General features: G+C 58.8%; 14 protein-coding genes and 1 tRNA gene. 9 read left to right on the forward strand and 6 right to left on the reverse strand.

Features of this window, described 5'->3' with window-relative positions; translation table 11 throughout:
* Positions 1 to 227 precede the first annotated feature (227 nt).
* Positions 228 to 1472, forward strand: a complete 1245-nt coding sequence (locus FZF01_RS00005; RefSeq protein ID WP_150276064.1) for a multifunctional CCA addition/repair protein — start codon at positions 228 to 230, stop codon at positions 1470 to 1472.
* Positions 1473 to 1493: 21 nt separating this feature from the next.
* On the opposite strand, the gene folK is transcribed toward FZF01_RS00005, so the two are convergent.
* A complete protein-coding gene (gene folK / locus FZF01_RS00010) occupies positions 1494 to 2042 on the reverse strand; it encodes a 2-amino-4-hydroxy-6-hydroxymethyldihydropteridine diphosphokinase (RefSeq protein ID WP_150276065.1) in 549 nt (182 codons plus the stop codon).
* Positions 2039 to 2401 (reverse strand): dihydroneopterin aldolase, encoded by a 363-nt coding sequence (folB, locus tag FZF01_RS00015; RefSeq protein ID WP_150276066.1) that lies wholly within the window; start codon positions 2399 to 2401, stop codon positions 2039 to 2041. The genes folK and folB overlap by 4 nt, the downstream gene beginning before the upstream one ends.
* A 49-nt stretch (positions 2402 to 2450) precedes the next feature.
* Here folB and plsY point away from each other — a divergent pair, with 49 nt between their 5' ends.
* A complete protein-coding gene (gene plsY / locus FZF01_RS00020; protein ID WP_150276067.1) occupies positions 2451 to 3035 on the forward strand; it encodes a glycerol-3-phosphate 1-O-acyltransferase PlsY in 585 nt (194 codons plus the stop codon).
* Here plsY and tsaD read toward each other — a convergent pair.
* Entirely contained in the window at positions 3025 to 4056 is a 1032-nt protein-coding gene (gene tsaD / locus FZF01_RS00025; protein ID WP_150276068.1) for a tRNA (adenosine(37)-N6)-threonylcarbamoyltransferase complex transferase subunit TsaD, read from the reverse strand. The two genes, plsY and tsaD, sit on opposite strands and share 11 nt — an antisense overlap.
* Before the next feature lie 259 nt (positions 4057 to 4315).
* On the opposite strand from tsaD, the gene rpsU reads away from it, so the two are divergent.
* The 6 genes from rpsU to FZF01_RS00055 all read left to right on the forward strand — a co-directional run bounded on the left by rpsU (position 4316) and on the right by FZF01_RS00055 (position 11321).
* On the forward strand, positions 4316 to 4531 hold the full coding sequence (gene rpsU, locus FZF01_RS00030) for a 30S ribosomal protein S21 (RefSeq protein ID WP_022961595.1): 216 nt from the start codon (positions 4316 to 4318) through the stop codon (positions 4529 to 4531).
* 244 nt (positions 4532 to 4775) lie between these two features.
* Complete coding sequence (gene dnaG, locus FZF01_RS00035; RefSeq protein ID WP_150276069.1) at positions 4776 to 6674, forward strand: DNA primase; 1899 nt, start codon at positions 4776 to 4778, stop codon at positions 6672 to 6674.
* An 89-nt stretch (positions 6675 to 6763) separates the two neighbouring features.
* Positions 6764 to 8617 (forward strand): RNA polymerase sigma factor RpoD, encoded by a 1854-nt coding sequence (rpoD, locus tag FZF01_RS00040; protein ID WP_150276070.1) that lies wholly within the window; start codon positions 6764 to 6766, stop codon positions 8615 to 8617.
* A gap of 114 nt (positions 8618 to 8731) precedes the next feature.
* A tRNA-Ile gene (locus tag FZF01_RS00045) sits at positions 8732 to 8808 on the forward strand.
* A 412-nt stretch (positions 8809 to 9220) separates the two neighbouring features.
* A complete protein-coding gene (locus tag FZF01_RS00050; RefSeq protein ID WP_373286421.1) occupies positions 9221 to 10534 on the forward strand; it encodes a PQQ-dependent sugar dehydrogenase in 1314 nt (437 codons plus the stop codon).
* A gap of 37 nt (positions 10535 to 10571) precedes the next feature.
* Complete coding sequence (locus FZF01_RS00055) at positions 10572 to 11321, forward strand: MBL fold metallo-hydrolase (protein ID WP_150276072.1); 750 nt, start codon at positions 10572 to 10574, stop codon at positions 11319 to 11321.
* 15 nt (positions 11322 to 11336) lie between these two features.
* On the opposite strand, the gene FZF01_RS00060 is transcribed toward FZF01_RS00055, so the two are convergent.
* Positions 11337 to 12404 carry an SDR family oxidoreductase gene (locus FZF01_RS00060; RefSeq protein ID WP_150276073.1) on the reverse strand — a complete coding sequence of 356 codons (1068 nt, stop codon included), beginning with the start codon at positions 12402 to 12404 and terminating at the stop codon, positions 11337 to 11339.
* Between the two features lie 87 nt (positions 12405 to 12491).
* On the opposite strand from FZF01_RS00060, the gene FZF01_RS00065 reads away from it, so the two are divergent.
* Positions 12492 to 12875, forward strand: a complete 384-nt coding sequence (locus FZF01_RS00065; RefSeq protein WP_150276074.1) for a winged helix-turn-helix transcriptional regulator — start codon at positions 12492 to 12494, stop codon at positions 12873 to 12875.
* 41 nt (positions 12876 to 12916) lie between these two features.
* On the opposite strand, the gene FZF01_RS00070 is transcribed toward FZF01_RS00065, so the two are convergent.
* Positions 12917 to 13774, reverse strand: a complete 858-nt coding sequence (locus tag FZF01_RS00070) for an SDR family NAD(P)-dependent oxidoreductase (RefSeq protein WP_150276075.1) — start codon at positions 13772 to 13774, stop codon at positions 12917 to 12919.
* Positions 13775 to 13887: 113 nt separating this feature from the next.
* Positions 13888 to 14499, reverse strand: coding sequence for a hypothetical protein (locus tag FZF01_RS00075; RefSeq protein ID WP_150276076.1), 612 nt, complete (start codon positions 14497 to 14499; stop codon positions 13888 to 13890).
* Positions 14500 to 14548 lie beyond the last annotated feature (49 nt).

Consider the following 14548-nt stretch of genomic DNA (forward strand, 5'->3'; position numbering starts at 1 on the left):
CTTATTGAGGCCAATACGCTATCACCTGTTACCTATGTGCCCGGTTTGATCTGTAACCCATGTGCCCGGTTAGTACCCCCCATCCAGTCATTCCCGCGAAGGCGGGAATCCATTTTGACCTTGGGGTTTGGGGGTGAGTTTTTTTCTTGCAGCTTGCAGCTTGAAGCTTGAAGCTTGAAGCTTGAAGCTTGGCGTTTCGCTTGAGGCTACCGAGGACACAAGGCCCGATGTCATCCACATATAAAACCTATCTGGTCGGCGGTGCTGTGCGTGACCAGTTGCTTGGACATCCGTTCAGCGACTACGACTGGGTGGTAGTTGGCGCTACGCCAGAGATCATGCTCGATGCCGGCTTTCGGCCAGTCGGCCAGGACTTCCCGGTTTTTTTGCATCCGAAAACCGGTGAGGAATATGCTCTGGCACGCACCGAGCGCAAGAGCGGCCAGGGGTATGGCGGCTTCACCTTTCACACCAGTCCGGACGTCACGCTGGAACAGGACCTGATCCGCCGCGATCTGACCGTGAATGCGATGGCCATGGACAGCGATTGCCAGGTGATAGATCCCTATGGCGGCCAGCGGGATCTGGCTGCGCGCTTGCTGCGCCACGTCTCACCCGCCTTTGTCGAAGACCCCATGCGCGTGCTGCGCGTCGCCCGTTACGCTGCCCGTTACCACCGCATGAGCTTTACTGTCGCGCCGGAAACCATGGCGCTGATGCGTGAACTGGCTGAAAGCGGGGAGCTGCAGGCGCTGACGGCAGAGCGAAGCTGGAAGGAGATCAGCCGTGCGCTAATGGAACCCAATCCGGAAATTTTTATTCGGGTACTGCATGATTGCGGCGCCCTGGCTGAGCTACTACCTGAAGTAGACCGCCTGTTTGGCGTGCCCCAACCCAAGACGCATCACCCGGAGGTAGATACCGGCGAACACCTGCTGTTGGTGCTGCACACTGCCGCCCTGATGCAATTACCGCTGCCTGCCCGCTGGGCCTGCCTGCTCCATGACCTGGGCAAGGGCCTGACTGATCCGGCCCATTGGCCAAAGCACCATGGCCATGAGACCAAGGGCATAGCCGCAGTTAAAGCGGTCAACAAACGCTGCAAGGTGCCCCGCGACTGTCAGGACCTGGCTCTGCTGACGTGCGAATACCATACCCATTGTCATCGGGCACTGGAACTCAAGCCCGGCACCCTGCTCAAGCTTTTCAAGGCCTTCGATATTTACCGCAGACCGGAGCGATTCGAGCAGTTTCTCGGCACCTGCGAAGCCGACGCCCGCGGCCGCACCGGCCTGGAGAACGAGCCCTACCCCCAGGCAGATTACTTACGCGCGGCGGCCCAGGCAGCGCGAGACGTCAATGTCGAATCACTTTTGGCCCAAGGCCTGGAAGGAGCCGAACTGGGAAAGGGGCTGGAGCGAGAACGGGAAAAAGCCATTGCCGACTTCAAGGCAGCTTTCACCCACAACTGAATAACGCAGGTCTCGAAGCAGCTAGCCGCCGATCCGCGCCCGCAGAGCCTGCGCTTCCAGCAATGCCGGCGACGTGAGCGCCCGGCCCTTCCATTCAAAGGATACAGGCCACAATTGCTGCTCCCCCTGCCAGCCAGCCCAAAGCTCGGCATAACTCTGACTACTGCCGGGTAACACCGCGTGGGGCGCCAGCAGGGCCAACGGCCAAAGCACAAAGGCATTGCGCACCACCTCGGGACGCGGCAAGGTCTGGCCTGCGTGCACACCCGTCAGATCCCCAAAGCTGAGAATGTCGATATCCAGGGTGATCCGCCCGGGGGATGGTGAATCCCTCCGTCCACAGGCAGCTTCAATTGCTTTCAGAGCGGCATTCAGGTCAACCAGTGAAAGATGCGTCTCGGCACCGACCACCATATTGTAGAAACGCCGACCCAATACACCGACGGCATCACTTTCGAAAACAGGTGACAGATCCAGCGGGCCCAGCAACTGGTTCAGGGCATCCAGCCCACGGCGCAGATGCTGTTCCCGATCACTATTGCTACCGATGCCCAGGAAGATAACCGTCATGCGGTGCGCACTCCACGTTCGATCAATACACCGACGCCGCCAGACGCCTCGCTGACCGCACCTGGCTTGGTCACCCGCAAGCGCAACCAGGGCACCGAGAACTCCTCCATGATCAGCGCAGCCAGACGTTCAGCCAGCGACTCGACAAGTTGAAATTGACTGGTACCGACGTACTCCAGCACCCGCTGGCTGACCGCCGCGTAATCCAGAGTCGCGCTCAGGTCATCGCCGGCAGCCGCTGCGCGGATATCCCAACCCAGATCAAGGTCGAGCACCAGCGGCTGGAGAATTGTGCGCTCCCAGTCGTAAACGCCAATCACGGCCTCTACCGACAACCCCTTGATAAATACCTGGTCCACACACCACTCCACTGTCGACTACAATCGGGTTTTGATCACGGCCAAGGCCATGTCCATCGAACTCATACTGCTACTGTGCACCTCATATCTTCTCGGGTCGATATCCTTTGCCGTGGCATTCAGCAAGCTTGGCAAACTACCCGATCCACGCAGTTTCGGTTCCGGTAATCCCGGGGCGAGCAACATGCTGCGCATGGGTAGTCGCTCGTTGGCACTGGCCACCCTGCTAGGCGATCTGGGCAAAGGCGCACTCGCCATCTGGCTGGCCAGCCTCTGGAACATGGGCCCGGCCGCTCTCGGCTGGATGGGACTCGCTGCTGTATGCGGGCATATTCTGCCTGTATTCCATCGCCTGCAGGGCGGCAAAGGTGTCGCGACTGCGGCCGGAGTGCTACTGATGCTTTCCTGGCCGGCTGCGCTGATAGCTGCAGCACTCTGGCTAGGCGTATTCGCCTGGCGCCGCATCGCCTCACTCGCTTCACTGGCCGCCTGCGTCGGATTGTTGCCCTGGCTTGCCTGGCAGCAACCCGAACTGCTGCTACCCTGCGGCTTGATGGTCGCACTGATCATGCTCCGTCATCGAGTCAATATCGGTCGATTGCTCGATGGCAGCGAAAATCACTTCAAGCGTTGAGCGGCGGTAGCTGTTCCATAGGCCAGCGCGCTCGGGCTTCAATACCCGCCTGGTCATGCTGCCCGGCCATCAGGCGCTGGCAGCCTGCATAGGCAATCATCGCGCCGTTATCCGTACAGAACGCCGGTCGTGCATAAAACAATTCACCTTTAAGACCGCTGGCCATCTTATCCAGGGACTGGCGCAGTTGCTGGTTGGCGCTGACACCACCGGCAATCACCAGGGTCTTCAAACCGGTCGCCTTGAGCGCACGGCGGCACTTGATTGTCAGCGTATCGACCACTGCCTGCTCAAAGGCCAGGGCTACATCACAGCGCGTCTGTTCGCTGTCATCGGCATTGGTCACGCACTGCTGCCAGGCATTGAGGGTGGCTGTTTTAAGCCCGCTGAAACTGAAATCCAGGCCCGGGCGATCAGTCATCGGCCGCGGGAAGGTAAAACGTCCCGGCACACCCGAGGCTGCCAGCCTGGCGATCTCCGGCCCGCCAGGGTATGGCAGCCCCATCAGCTTGGCAGTCTTGTCGAAAGCTTCACCGGCAGCGTCATCCAGGGATTCCCCCAGAAGCTGGTACTGACCAATGCCATCGACACGCACCAACTGGGTGTGGCCGCCAGACACCAACAGTGCGACGAACGGGAATGCCGGTGGATTTTCCTCCAGCATAGGCGCCAGCAGGTGGCCTTCCATATGATGCACACCCAGCGCCGGCACACCCCAGGCAAAGGCAAGCGCGCGGGCGCATGCACCCCCCACAAGCAGCGCGCCCACCAGGCCGGGGCCTGCGGTATAGACCACGCCATCGACATCACCTTCCTCGACCCCGGCGCTGGCAAACACTTCGCGCATAAGAGGGATCAGCCGTTTGACATGATCGCGTGACGCCAGCTCGGGCACTACCCCGCCATAAACGCGGTGCAGATCGATCTGACTGAACAGGGCGTCAGCCAGCAGGCCTCGCTCGCTGTCATACAGTGCAATACCGGTTTCATCACAGGAGGTTTCAATACCCAGAACGCGCATAGGGTCCTTGCTGCAATCAGCTGTTGGAATGGCTGCGCATGATAATATTCCTGCCAGCTGCGGGCCAGTTTTTCCGGCCTGACATCGCACTCTGAACGCACCGCTCGTCCGGAAGCTGATCAACACTCCCTCGCTTTCATCCAATCTTGTTTTGCATTTCCCGTTTATTGGGGTTAACATCCGCTCCCCTTGAAATGCAATCGCTTCTGGCCAAGGCCCGGAGCATGACTCACAGTTAAACTTTGAGAAAAGGTACGAAATGCCTGCCGTCAAACTGAAAGAGAACGAACCCTTCGACGTAGCTCTGCGCCGCTTCAAGCGCTCCTGCGAAAAAGCTGGCGTGTTGGCTGAAGTCCGCCGCCGCGAGTTTTATGAAAAGCCCACTACCGAGCGCAAGCGTAAGGCTGCTGCCGCTGTAAAGCGTCACGCCAAGAAGTTGCAACGCGAACAGCGTCGCCACGTACGCCTGTACTAAGTACCGGACTATCCGTCTACGGGCCAGAACAGGCCCGCCGAGTCACAGCCCACGCGGCCTGATTCATACGGATTGAAAATATCTGGTTCTGCGCATCTGTCCGGCCTCCCGAAGCATAGGGAAATGGCTGGATTTTTGCGTTGCGCGGCGTTAATGCACTGCTATAGTGCTCCGGCCGGCTCGGGCGCTGCCTGCCTGGCATGCGCTACGACTACCAACTCGACGACTTCGCAGGGCAGCTCCGATGGCGGGATTGATTCCCCAAGGCTTCATTGACGATCTTCTCGGCCGGACTGACATCCTCGAGGTGGTTGGCTCGCGCCTGAAGCTCAAGAAGACTGGAAAGAACTTCTCCGCCCTCTGCCCGTTCCACAACGAAAAGTCACCATCGTTCAGTGTCAGCCCGGACAAGCAGTTCTATTACTGTTTCGGCTGCGGCGCAGGCGGAAACGCCCTGAGCTTCGTGATGGACTTCGAGCGCCTGGACTTCCCTCAGGCAGTAGAAGAGCTGGCGCGACAGGCCGGTGTCGACGTACCCCGCGAAGAAACCCGCCCAGGCTCACGCGAATCACGCAAACCGCGCCAGGATAATCCGCTCTATGCATTGCTTGAGCAGGCCGCGGCGTTTTACCGACAGCAATTGCGCCATCATCCCAAAAAGGAGCGCGCGGTCAGCTATCTGAAACAACGCGGACTCACCGGCCAGATCGCCAAGCGTTACGACATCGGTTTCGCCCCGCCCGGCTGGGACAACCTGATGGGACATCTGACCACAGACTCTACGGAGGTCAAGGCGCTGATTGAAGCCGGCCTGGTGGTCGAAAACCCCGACAGCGGCAAACGCTACGACCGCTTTCGCGACCGAATCATTTTTCCGATTCGCGACAGCCGTGGCCGCACCCTCGGGTTCGGTGGCCGGGTATTGGGTGACGACAAGCCTAAATACCTGAACAGCCCGGAAACGCCGGTATATCACAAGGGCCAGGAGCTGTACGGGCTGTATGAAGCTCGCCAGGCCAACCGGCAACTGGATGACGTATTGGTCGTCGAAGGCTACATGGATGTAATCGCCCTGGCCCAGCACGGAGTGACCAATGCGGTGGCCACCCTGGGCACAGCGACCAGCGAAGAGCACCTCAAGCGGCTCTTTCGGATTGTTAATGCAGTGGTGTTCTGCTTTGACGGCGACCGAGCTGGCGTGCAAGCCGCTTGGCGCGCACTGAATGCCTGCCTGCCGGTGATGGAAGATGGGCGGCACGTGCGCTTTCTTTTCCTGCCCGACGGCCAGGACCCGGATTCACTGATACGCAGCGAAGGTCAGGATGCGTTCCGGGCACGCATGGTGCAGCAGGCACAGCCGCTGACCGACTACCTGTTCCGACACCTGGCAGAGGAGGCCAACCCGGACAGCCTGGAAGGCAAGGCGCACCTGGCCACCCTGGCGTTACCGCTGATCGAGCAGGTCCCGGGCAGCATGCTGCGACGCCTGCTACGCCAGCAACTGGAAAAACTGACCGGCATGGATCTGGATACAGTGCCCCGGCAGCCGACCCCGACTGTCGGTTATGAGACGGGCAATTATGACAACATGCCCGATGCAATGATGGGCGAGCACGATGATGGGGATTATTACTCTCCGCAAGCCTGGCAACCGGCGCCCAGGCAACGCTCCCCTGAAACCCGACCCCCTCGCAAACGCGGTACCGAGCGCAGCGGGGTAGAAAGCCCACTGCTGACTGCCGCCCGCACACTGCTGCACCATCCGCAACTGGCAGGCCTGGTGGAAGGAGCCAGCCAGTTTGCCAATGAAGAGAGCGAGCAGGCGCAATTGCTGGTCGCATTAATTGATGCCCTGCAGAAAACGCCTACACTCAGTACTGTTCAACTACTGGCCCGCTGGCACGGCACCGAAATGGGAGAGCAGCTTGGTCAACTGGCCGAGAAGGAATGGCTCCTGAATATTCCCAGCGCCAACCTTGAACAACAGTTTTTCGACACCATTAACAACCTGGTATCGCAACAAACTGACAGACGTATCCAGAAACTTCTCGACCAGTCTGCGCAAATGCCGCTGACCACCGAGGAAAAGCAGGAACTGCGCGAGCTTCTGACACGAGGCTCCACGCACATCACCGACAAGTAAACCGGCACCCCAACTGGCTTTGCAGCTTGCAATCAGGGTATAATCCGCAGCTTGTTTTTTTGTATACCACGGCATCCACAAGGGTTGTTATGTCCGGAAAAGCGCAACAGCAATCCCGTCTCAAAGAGCTCATCGCACGCGGTCGCGAACAGGGCTTCTTGACCTATGCGGAAGTCAACGACCATCTCCCGGAAGATATTTCCGATCCGGAGCAGGTCGAAGACATCATTCGCATGATCAACGATATGGGAATCACCGTCTTCGAGACAGCACCCGATGCCGATGCTCTGCTTCTGGCAGACAACGACGCCGATGAAGCTGCTGCCGAAGAGGCCGCAGCCGCCCTCGCCGCGGTCGAAAGCGACATCGGCCGGACCACTGACCCAGTGCGCATGTACATGCGCGAAATGGGTACCGTGGAACTGCTGACCCGCGAAGGCGAAATCGAAATTGCCAAACGCATCGAGGAAGGCATCCGTGAAGTCATGGCCGCTATCTCGATGTTCCCCGGCACTGTTGACGGCATCCTCGCCGACTACCATCGCGTAGTCGAAGAGAGCGGCCGTCTGACCGAAATATTCAGCGGTTATATCGACCCCGATGACGACGGCTTGTCCGGCACTGGTGGACCTGCAGCCGAACAGGCTCCAGCACCAGCAGCCAAATCCGACAAGGATGACAAGGACGACGACGAGGAAGATGACGACAGCGCCGAAGAAGAAGGCGATGGCGGCCCGGATCCGGAAGTTGCTCGTCAACGCTTCACGGCGATTGGCGATCAACTGGCCAAAACCAAGAAGGCTCTGAAGAAGCACGGTCGCGGCAGCAAGCAGGCAACTGCAGAGCTGGAAGAGCTGGCACTGCTGTTCATGCCAATCAAACTGATACCCAAGCAATACGAGGCGCTGGTTCAGCGCGTACGTGGCGTCCAGGATCAGATCCGCGCCCAGGAGCGGGCGATCATGCAGCTGTGCGTTCGTGACGTTCGCATGCCGCGTGCCGACTTCCTTCGCGGCTTCCCCGGTAACGAAATCAATACCGAGTGGGTCGACGCATTGCTGGCTGACAAGCCGCGCTATGCCGAAGCCCTTGAAGAGCGCAAGCCCGACATCATTCGTGCTCAGAAGAAGCTGGCGGCACTGGCCCAGGAAGCCGAACTCACGATTTCCGAGGTCAAGGACATCAACCGTCGCATGTCGATCGGTGAAGCCCGCGCCCGTCGCGCCAAGAAGGAAATGGTCGAGGCCAACCTGCGCCTGGTTATCTCGATCGCCAAGAAGTACACCAACCGCGGCTTGCAGTTCCTCGACCTGATCCAGGAAGGCAACATCGGCCTGATGAAGGCCGTCGACAAGTTCGAATACCGCCGCGGTTACAAGTTCTCGACCTATGCCACCTGGTGGATTCGGCAGGCTATCACCCGCTCGATCGCTGACCAGGCGCGCACCATCCGTATTCCGGTGCACATGATCGAGACGATCAACAAGCTCAACCGTATCTCTCGCCAGATGCTGCAGGAGATGGGTCGCGAACCGACACCAGAAGAACTTGGCGAGCGCATGGAGATGCCCGAGGACAAGATCCGCAAGGTGCTCAAGATCGCCAAGGAACCAATCTCCATGGAGACGCCGATTGGTGACGACGAGGATTCGCATCTGGGCGACTTCATAGAGGACTCGACCATGGAATCGCCGATCGATATGGCGACCGTGGAAAGCCTCAAGGAAGCTACCCGCGACGTGCTCTCCGGCCTTACCGCACGGGAAGCCAAGGTCCTGCGCATGCGCTTCGGTATCGACATGAATACCGACCATACGCTGGAAGAAGTCGGCAAGCAGTTCGACGTGACCCGCGAGCGGATCCGTCAGATCGAGGCCAAGGCGCTGCGCAAATTGCGGCACCCCACTCGCAGCGATCACCTGCGCAGCTTCCTCGACGAGTAAGTGCTTAGCAGTAACCAAAACGCCCGGTAATGCCGGGCGTTTTTATTTCCATAGTGCATAACTATGGTCAGCGGCCGCCTCAATACGTATAATTCGCGGCGTTCGTACTTTAGTGGGCCCATAGCTCAGTTGGTCAGAGCAGGCGACTCATAATCGCTTGGTCGTAGGTTCAAGTCCTACTGGGCCCACCACTTTCTACGCTGTAACCCCTCCGTCTTGCCTTTGCAACCATTCCGATAGTCACGGTATCCAACGTCGTGCCAGCTTGGTAGCAGAACCAACGCACAAAAGGATCGGCTCACCGCGTGACGTCTGTCTGCCTGTAAAAATACAAGTCTGCTCTAATGGCCAACCAGCCCAACTGGATAGCTTAATGGACGCGCACTGCTATATTTGATCCAGACAGGCACCTACGGCCACCCCTCCTCCACTCTCCCAGGCCATACGATGAACACTGACGAACTCGGCGAAAAAGGCATCGATGGTAAGCGGGAGGCACTTGACCTCCGAAAGCCCTACAAAAGCTTCCAACTTGGGGCCTGCGGTGAAAAACACGCGCGCAAGAGTATTACGCGCCCCTTTAATCCGGGGACAGGAAAGGGCTTGAAGGCTGGATCTCTATTCGTGTTGCTACCCCTGATCGTGCTGTTGACAGCCTGTGGAGGACAGGCGCGGCTGCCGTCGCAAGCCGTTACCGGCGCCGGGCCGGAACTACCAGAGCCCAGGCCCAGGCTGATTCCTGTCATCAAGATCGCGCCGGCAGTCGGCTGGGAAGATGGCGCCACCCCAACCCCAGCCGCAAACCTGAAGGTGTCGGTCTTTGCCGAGGGCCTCGACCACCCACGCTGGCTGTACGTCCTGCCAAATGGCGACGTACTGGTCGCCGAGACTAATGCACCACCGGGGAAAAGCGGGATCGACGGCATCAAGGGTTGGATGATGAAACTGGTCATGAAGCGCGCCGGAGCGGCAGTACCGAGCGCCAATCGCATCACCCTGTTGCGCGATACAGACGGAGACGGCAAGGCTGACTTGCACGAGGTATTTCTCCAGGGCTTGCATTCGCCATTCGGTATGGCCCTAGTCGGGGACACCTTGTATGTGGCCAATGCCGATGCCTTGTTGAAAGTGCCCTATCAAAGCGGTCAGACGAGCATCACTGCAGTTCCTGCCAAGCTTACCGACCTACCAGGCAAGGGTAATGAGCTGAACCACCACTGGACCAAGAGTCTGCTCGCCAGTGCCGATGGGGAGCACCTGTATGTAGGCGTCGGATCCAATAGCAACGTCGGCGAAAATGGTATGCAGGTAGAGCATATGCGCGCCGTAATACTCGAGGTCGATACTGCTTCCGGCGCTACGCGGGTATTCGCTTCAGGGCTCCGCAACCCGGTCGGCCTGGACTGGGAACCCCACAAAGGCGAACTGTGGGCAGTTGTTAACGAACGCGACGAACTTGGTAGTGACCTGGTGCCCGACTACCTGACTTCAGTCCGTCGCGAGGCTTTCTACGGCTGGCCCTACAGCTACTTCGGCCAGAATATCGACGAACGCGTAAGCCCTCAGCAACCCGAGCAGGTAGCCCGTGCAATCGCCCCGGATTTTGCCCTGGGTACACACGTGGCCCCTCTGGGGCTGGCTTTCAACAACGGGAACGTCACTGGTTTTGATGAAGGTGCGTTCGTTGGTCTGCATGGGTCCTGGAATCGGCGGCCCTTGAATGGCTACGAAGTCGTCTTTGTCCCTTTCGCTGATGGCCGCCCCACAGGCTCCATGCAAACCCTGTTGTCGGGCTTTGTGGGCAACAGCGGCAATGCCCGCGGTCGGCCCGTAGGGGTTATAGCGGATGGACGTGGCGGTTTACTGGTCGCCGATGACGTTGGCAACGCAATATGGCGAGTAACGTCAAAGCTTTAGGCTGATTCCAACAGCCGGCATTCAGAAGGATGAACCAATGATATTTCGACAGTTATTCGAGCCCGTTTCCAGCACCTATACCTATTTGCTGGGCTGCGAAGCTACCGGTAAGGCCGTACTGATCGACCCGGTGATCGCGACCCTGGATCGCGACCTCAGAGAGGTCAGCAGCCTGGGTCTGACACTGGCATACAGTCTGGACACCCACATACACGCGGACCACATAACCGCCGCCCTGGAGCTCAAGAAGCGCGTCGGCAGCAAAATCGCCGCGCCGGCATTCGACAATCTGCCCTGCGCCGACATCGGTATCGAAGAAGGCCGCCCTTTCAGCGTCGGCAGCCTGACCATCGCTCCACTGCACACCCCCGGTCACACCGACGGCCATTTCGCCTACTTGCTGGGTGATCGCCTGTTTACCGGAGATGCCTTGTTGATCGATGGCTGCGGACGTACCGACTTTCAGAATGGCGACGCCAAATCTCTGTACAAGAGCGTTCGGGAAAAGCTGTTCATTCTGCCTGACGATTATCTGGTCTACCCGGCCCACGACTATCAGGACCGGCGTGTAACTACCATCGCCCAGGAGAAAAAGCGCAATCCACGCCTTGGCATGGACAAGACTCTGGAGGAGTTCATGGTCATCATGGCTGACCTGAACCTCCCCTACCCCAAGTTCATCGACCACGCGGTGCCTGGCAACAAACAATGCGGCGTCTGCCCCACCGACCTGCCGGAACACCTCGCACACTATTGCGAACAGATCGCGCAATCACCGCAGGGCTAGTACCCCCGGATCAGCTCATTTGCGGGGGATGAGGTTGCTTGATCGAAGCCGCTCGAAGACATTGAAAAAGGCCTCATCACTTGGCTGATAGGCCAGAAAACCGAGCTTGCGGCTTTTCGACATATCGGTCACTACTTCAATCGGGCGGCCCAGATCAGCATCTGTATGCCATGGCGATATGAGTCTCTGGATATCTGGCTCAGCCAGGTGAAACTGCTTTGACATGTCCTTCCATATGTCAGCGTCGTCGGCCATTTGCTGTTCAAGCGGTGCAGGTGTGCCGTCAAACGGCGCAGGGGCAATGCCGAACCAATCGGCGATACGCGCCCACATCCATTTCCAGCGAAATACATCACCGTTCACTACGTTGAATGCCTCGTTGGCCGCCGCAGGTGTCGTCGCGGCCCAGAGCATGTGTCGGGCCAGCTGTCCGGCATCGGTCATGTCGGTAAGACTGTTCCATTGCACGCCAGAACCCGGGAAGCGGAAGGGCCGCCCGGTGAAGCGGCAAATGGATGCGTAGACCGCCAGTGTCGTAGCCATGTTCATTGCGTTTCCCACCGCAACCCCTGTGACGGTGTGCGGCCGGTGAACACTCCAGGTAAAACCATCACGCTTGGCGGCGGCGAAGAGTTCATCCTCCTGGGCATAATAGAAATTCGGGACATCCAGGCGCCCCTGTTCTTCCCGGAACGGCGTTTGCGGAAGCGCGCCCTGGCCATAGGCTTCGAACGGCCCAAGGTAGTGCTTGAGGCCGGTCGACAGGGCCACATGACGAACCGAGCCAGACCTACCAACAGCATCAAGCACATTCCTGAGCATTTCTGCGTTGACCCTAATATTCTCGGCCTCACTCGACTGGCGCGCCCAGGTTGTCAGAAATACATGGGTCGGCTCAATATCTGCCAAAGCCATCTTCAACTGATGAGGATCCAACAGATCTGCGCTGATTGGTGTTATACCTGCTGCCACATCGGGACGACGAGCAAGGCCCGCGACGGCCCAGTGCTCTTCGGCCAGCAGGTGCGACACAGCGCTACCGATAATGCCACTCGCGCCTACAACCAAGGCTTGATTTTTCATGTTGCCAACTCCAAAAAGGATATAGGCAACCACCTTAACCACTCGCACTCGCCGATCCTAGTCGGCACCAAATGGTAACCACCCCCAATGCAGACCGGATCAGAAGAAGCACAATGGCGTGAAGACTGCGCACCACGGCGCGTTCTCGAGCTTTTCTCCACGAAGTGGACCAGCATGATATTGCATACGCTGCAGGTCCGACATGACGGGATAGCACGGACCGGATCCTTGCACCGATCCTTGCCCGGCATTTCCAAAAAGATGCTGATCCAGACCCTCCGTGAGCTGGAAGCCAGCGGACTGATCGAGCGACAAGTGCAGGACACCGTGCCGCCAGCAGTGAGTTATGCCCTATCGCCGCTCGGCAAGCTCATGGTCCAACCTATCGAAATGATTTACGAGTGGGCGCGAGCCAATTCGAACGCGCTGGACCAGTTGCAGGTGCGCCCAACGTCCAGGAGACGCCCCTGAATCGGGTCGGGCAGCGCTGTATCCGGGAAGCTGAAGCAGGCTCAGGATTTATTGACAGCGCCCGGATCTACCGAAGCGCCCGCGCCCAGCTCGGCACGCACCTTGGCCAGGCGGGTACCCTCGGCAGCAGTGATACTGAACAGGCGAGCAGGATCGGCAACCCGCATCTGCAGTGCGCCCAGCTCCATACCCTCGGCCACGACAATGTCGTGTTGTCGCGTGCTCAATCCGTCAAGAATGGTTTGCGCAGCCACGCCAGGGTCGATGCCGTTATCGATATTGGCGTCTGAGCGGCCTCGAGCCGCGCCGCTGCCTTCCAGCGCATTCGTAGCGATCGACGTACGCACAGAGCCCGGCAGAATAATACTGACGCCAATACCGTACGCATCCTCGACTTCAGCCCGTAGCGCCTCGAAATAGCCCACCACCCCATGCTTGGCACCGCAATAGCCGGTTCTGAGCGCTGTGCCAACCTTGCCCGCCACGGAACTGACCACCGCGAGCTGTCCGCTGCCCTGCTCCACCATGCGCGGGAGCAGCGCCTGGGTCAGCGCCAGTGGCGCCAGATAGTCGACTTCCATCAATTGCCGATACACATCAAATGAGGTATCCAACGCCAGACTGCGCTGACTGATGCCGGCATTGTTGATCAGCAGGTCAATACGCCCACGCCAGGTCCAGGCCTGCTCGACCAGATCCGGCAAGCTGTCGTATTCCGTGGTCTCAAAGGGTAGCACCAGTGTCCGCTCGGGAGCCTGCGCCGCCACAGCCTGCAAGGCCTCGGCGCGACGGCCGGAGAGTATTACCTCTGCCCCCTGGGCAAGCAATGCGTTGGCCAGTGCCTCACCGATCCCTGAAGACGCACCGGTAATCCAGACCACTTTGGATGCAAATGACATAGCTTGTATCTCCATTGTCGGCGGGCGACGGCTGTCCCGCGCAGCAATGCAAAATAGCCTTATCCGGGCGTTCTGTCTGTCTCGATTTTGACAGTCGGCCCGGCGACAGGCTTCTATCGGGAGATCAGAAGATTGTCCTGTGACCACTCGCCGAGAAAGGGCTGTTTCAAGAGGATATTGGCATCACCGACCAGCGGATAACGACTCTTGAACAGCGCAACATCACGCTCACTGCGATCGCGAATCTCTGGTAGCAGGTTGTTGATTACCGGTTGGCCGAGGACGTTCTTAGCCATCTCGACATGCACGTGCAAATTACCCAGATACAGGGCCTTGCCGGGCTCTACGATGAATTTGATTTCTGGAACGGGCTTGGCTGATGAATACTGCGTGACGCCATGGGTAAGCGACCAGTACGTCAGACTATTGGGCCCCACGGGAAGCTCCACGGCGATCAGGCGACCGAAATCTCCCTCAAGCTCACTGGGCTTGAGATTGAGACCTGCAATCTGCTCTTGCCGGGAATTTACAAAGCCGCCCTGGCTGAAGCTGAAGGTGGCGATGGGGGCATCTCCACCCTCAGCTCCGGTACTCAGGCTGGCAAACACCAGCCCGGTTTTGCTCAGCTGACTCGGATCAAGCCCCTGATTGGCATTTTTGGCCGCGCATCCGGCGAGTAACAAGATCGCCAGCAAGGCAAGGTACTTCCATGTAATACGGATCAACGGTGACCTCCAGTCAATTGCAGCGCACGCAAAAACGATGGCTGAGCAG

The sequence above is a fragment of the Halopseudomonas salina genome (assembly GCF_008641105.1).

What these genes read in the sequence shown, in the direction of transcription:
- FZF01_RS00005 (WP_150276064.1), top strand. Translation starts at nt 228, where the DNA reads ATGTCATCCACATATAAAACCTATCTGGTCGGCGGTGCTGTGCGTGAC.
- plsY (WP_150276067.1), top strand. Translation starts at nt 2,451, where the DNA reads ATGTCCATCGAACTCATACTGCTACTGTGCACCTCATATCTTCTCGGG.
- folK (WP_150276065.1), bottom strand. Translation starts at nt 2,042, where the DNA reads ATGACGGTTATCTTCCTGGGCATCGGTAGCAATAGTGATCGGGAACAG.
- FZF01_RS00065 (WP_150276074.1), top strand. Translation starts at nt 12,492, where the DNA reads ATGCAGACCGGATCAGAAGAAGCACAATGGCGTGAAGACTGCGCACCA.
- dnaG (WP_150276069.1), top strand. Translation starts at nt 4,776, where the DNA reads ATGGCGGGATTGATTCCCCAAGGCTTCATTGACGATCTTCTCGGCCGG.
- FZF01_RS00055 (WP_150276072.1), top strand. Translation starts at nt 10,572, where the DNA reads ATGATATTTCGACAGTTATTCGAGCCCGTTTCCAGCACCTATACCTAT.
- rpoD (WP_150276070.1), top strand. Translation starts at nt 6,764, where the DNA reads ATGTCCGGAAAAGCGCAACAGCAATCCCGTCTCAAAGAGCTCATCGCA.
- tsaD (WP_150276068.1), bottom strand. Translation starts at nt 4,056, where the DNA reads ATGCGCGTTCTGGGTATTGAAACCTCCTGTGATGAAACCGGTATTGCA.
- rpsU (WP_022961595.1), top strand. Translation starts at nt 4,316, where the DNA reads ATGCCTGCCGTCAAACTGAAAGAGAACGAACCCTTCGACGTAGCTCTG.
- FZF01_RS00060 (WP_150276073.1), bottom strand. Translation starts at nt 12,404, where the DNA reads ATGAAAAATCAAGCCTTGGTTGTAGGCGCGAGTGGCATTATCGGTAGC.
- FZF01_RS00070 (WP_150276075.1), bottom strand. Translation starts at nt 13,774, where the DNA reads ATGTCATTTGCATCCAAAGTGGTCTGGATTACCGGTGCGTCTTCAGGG.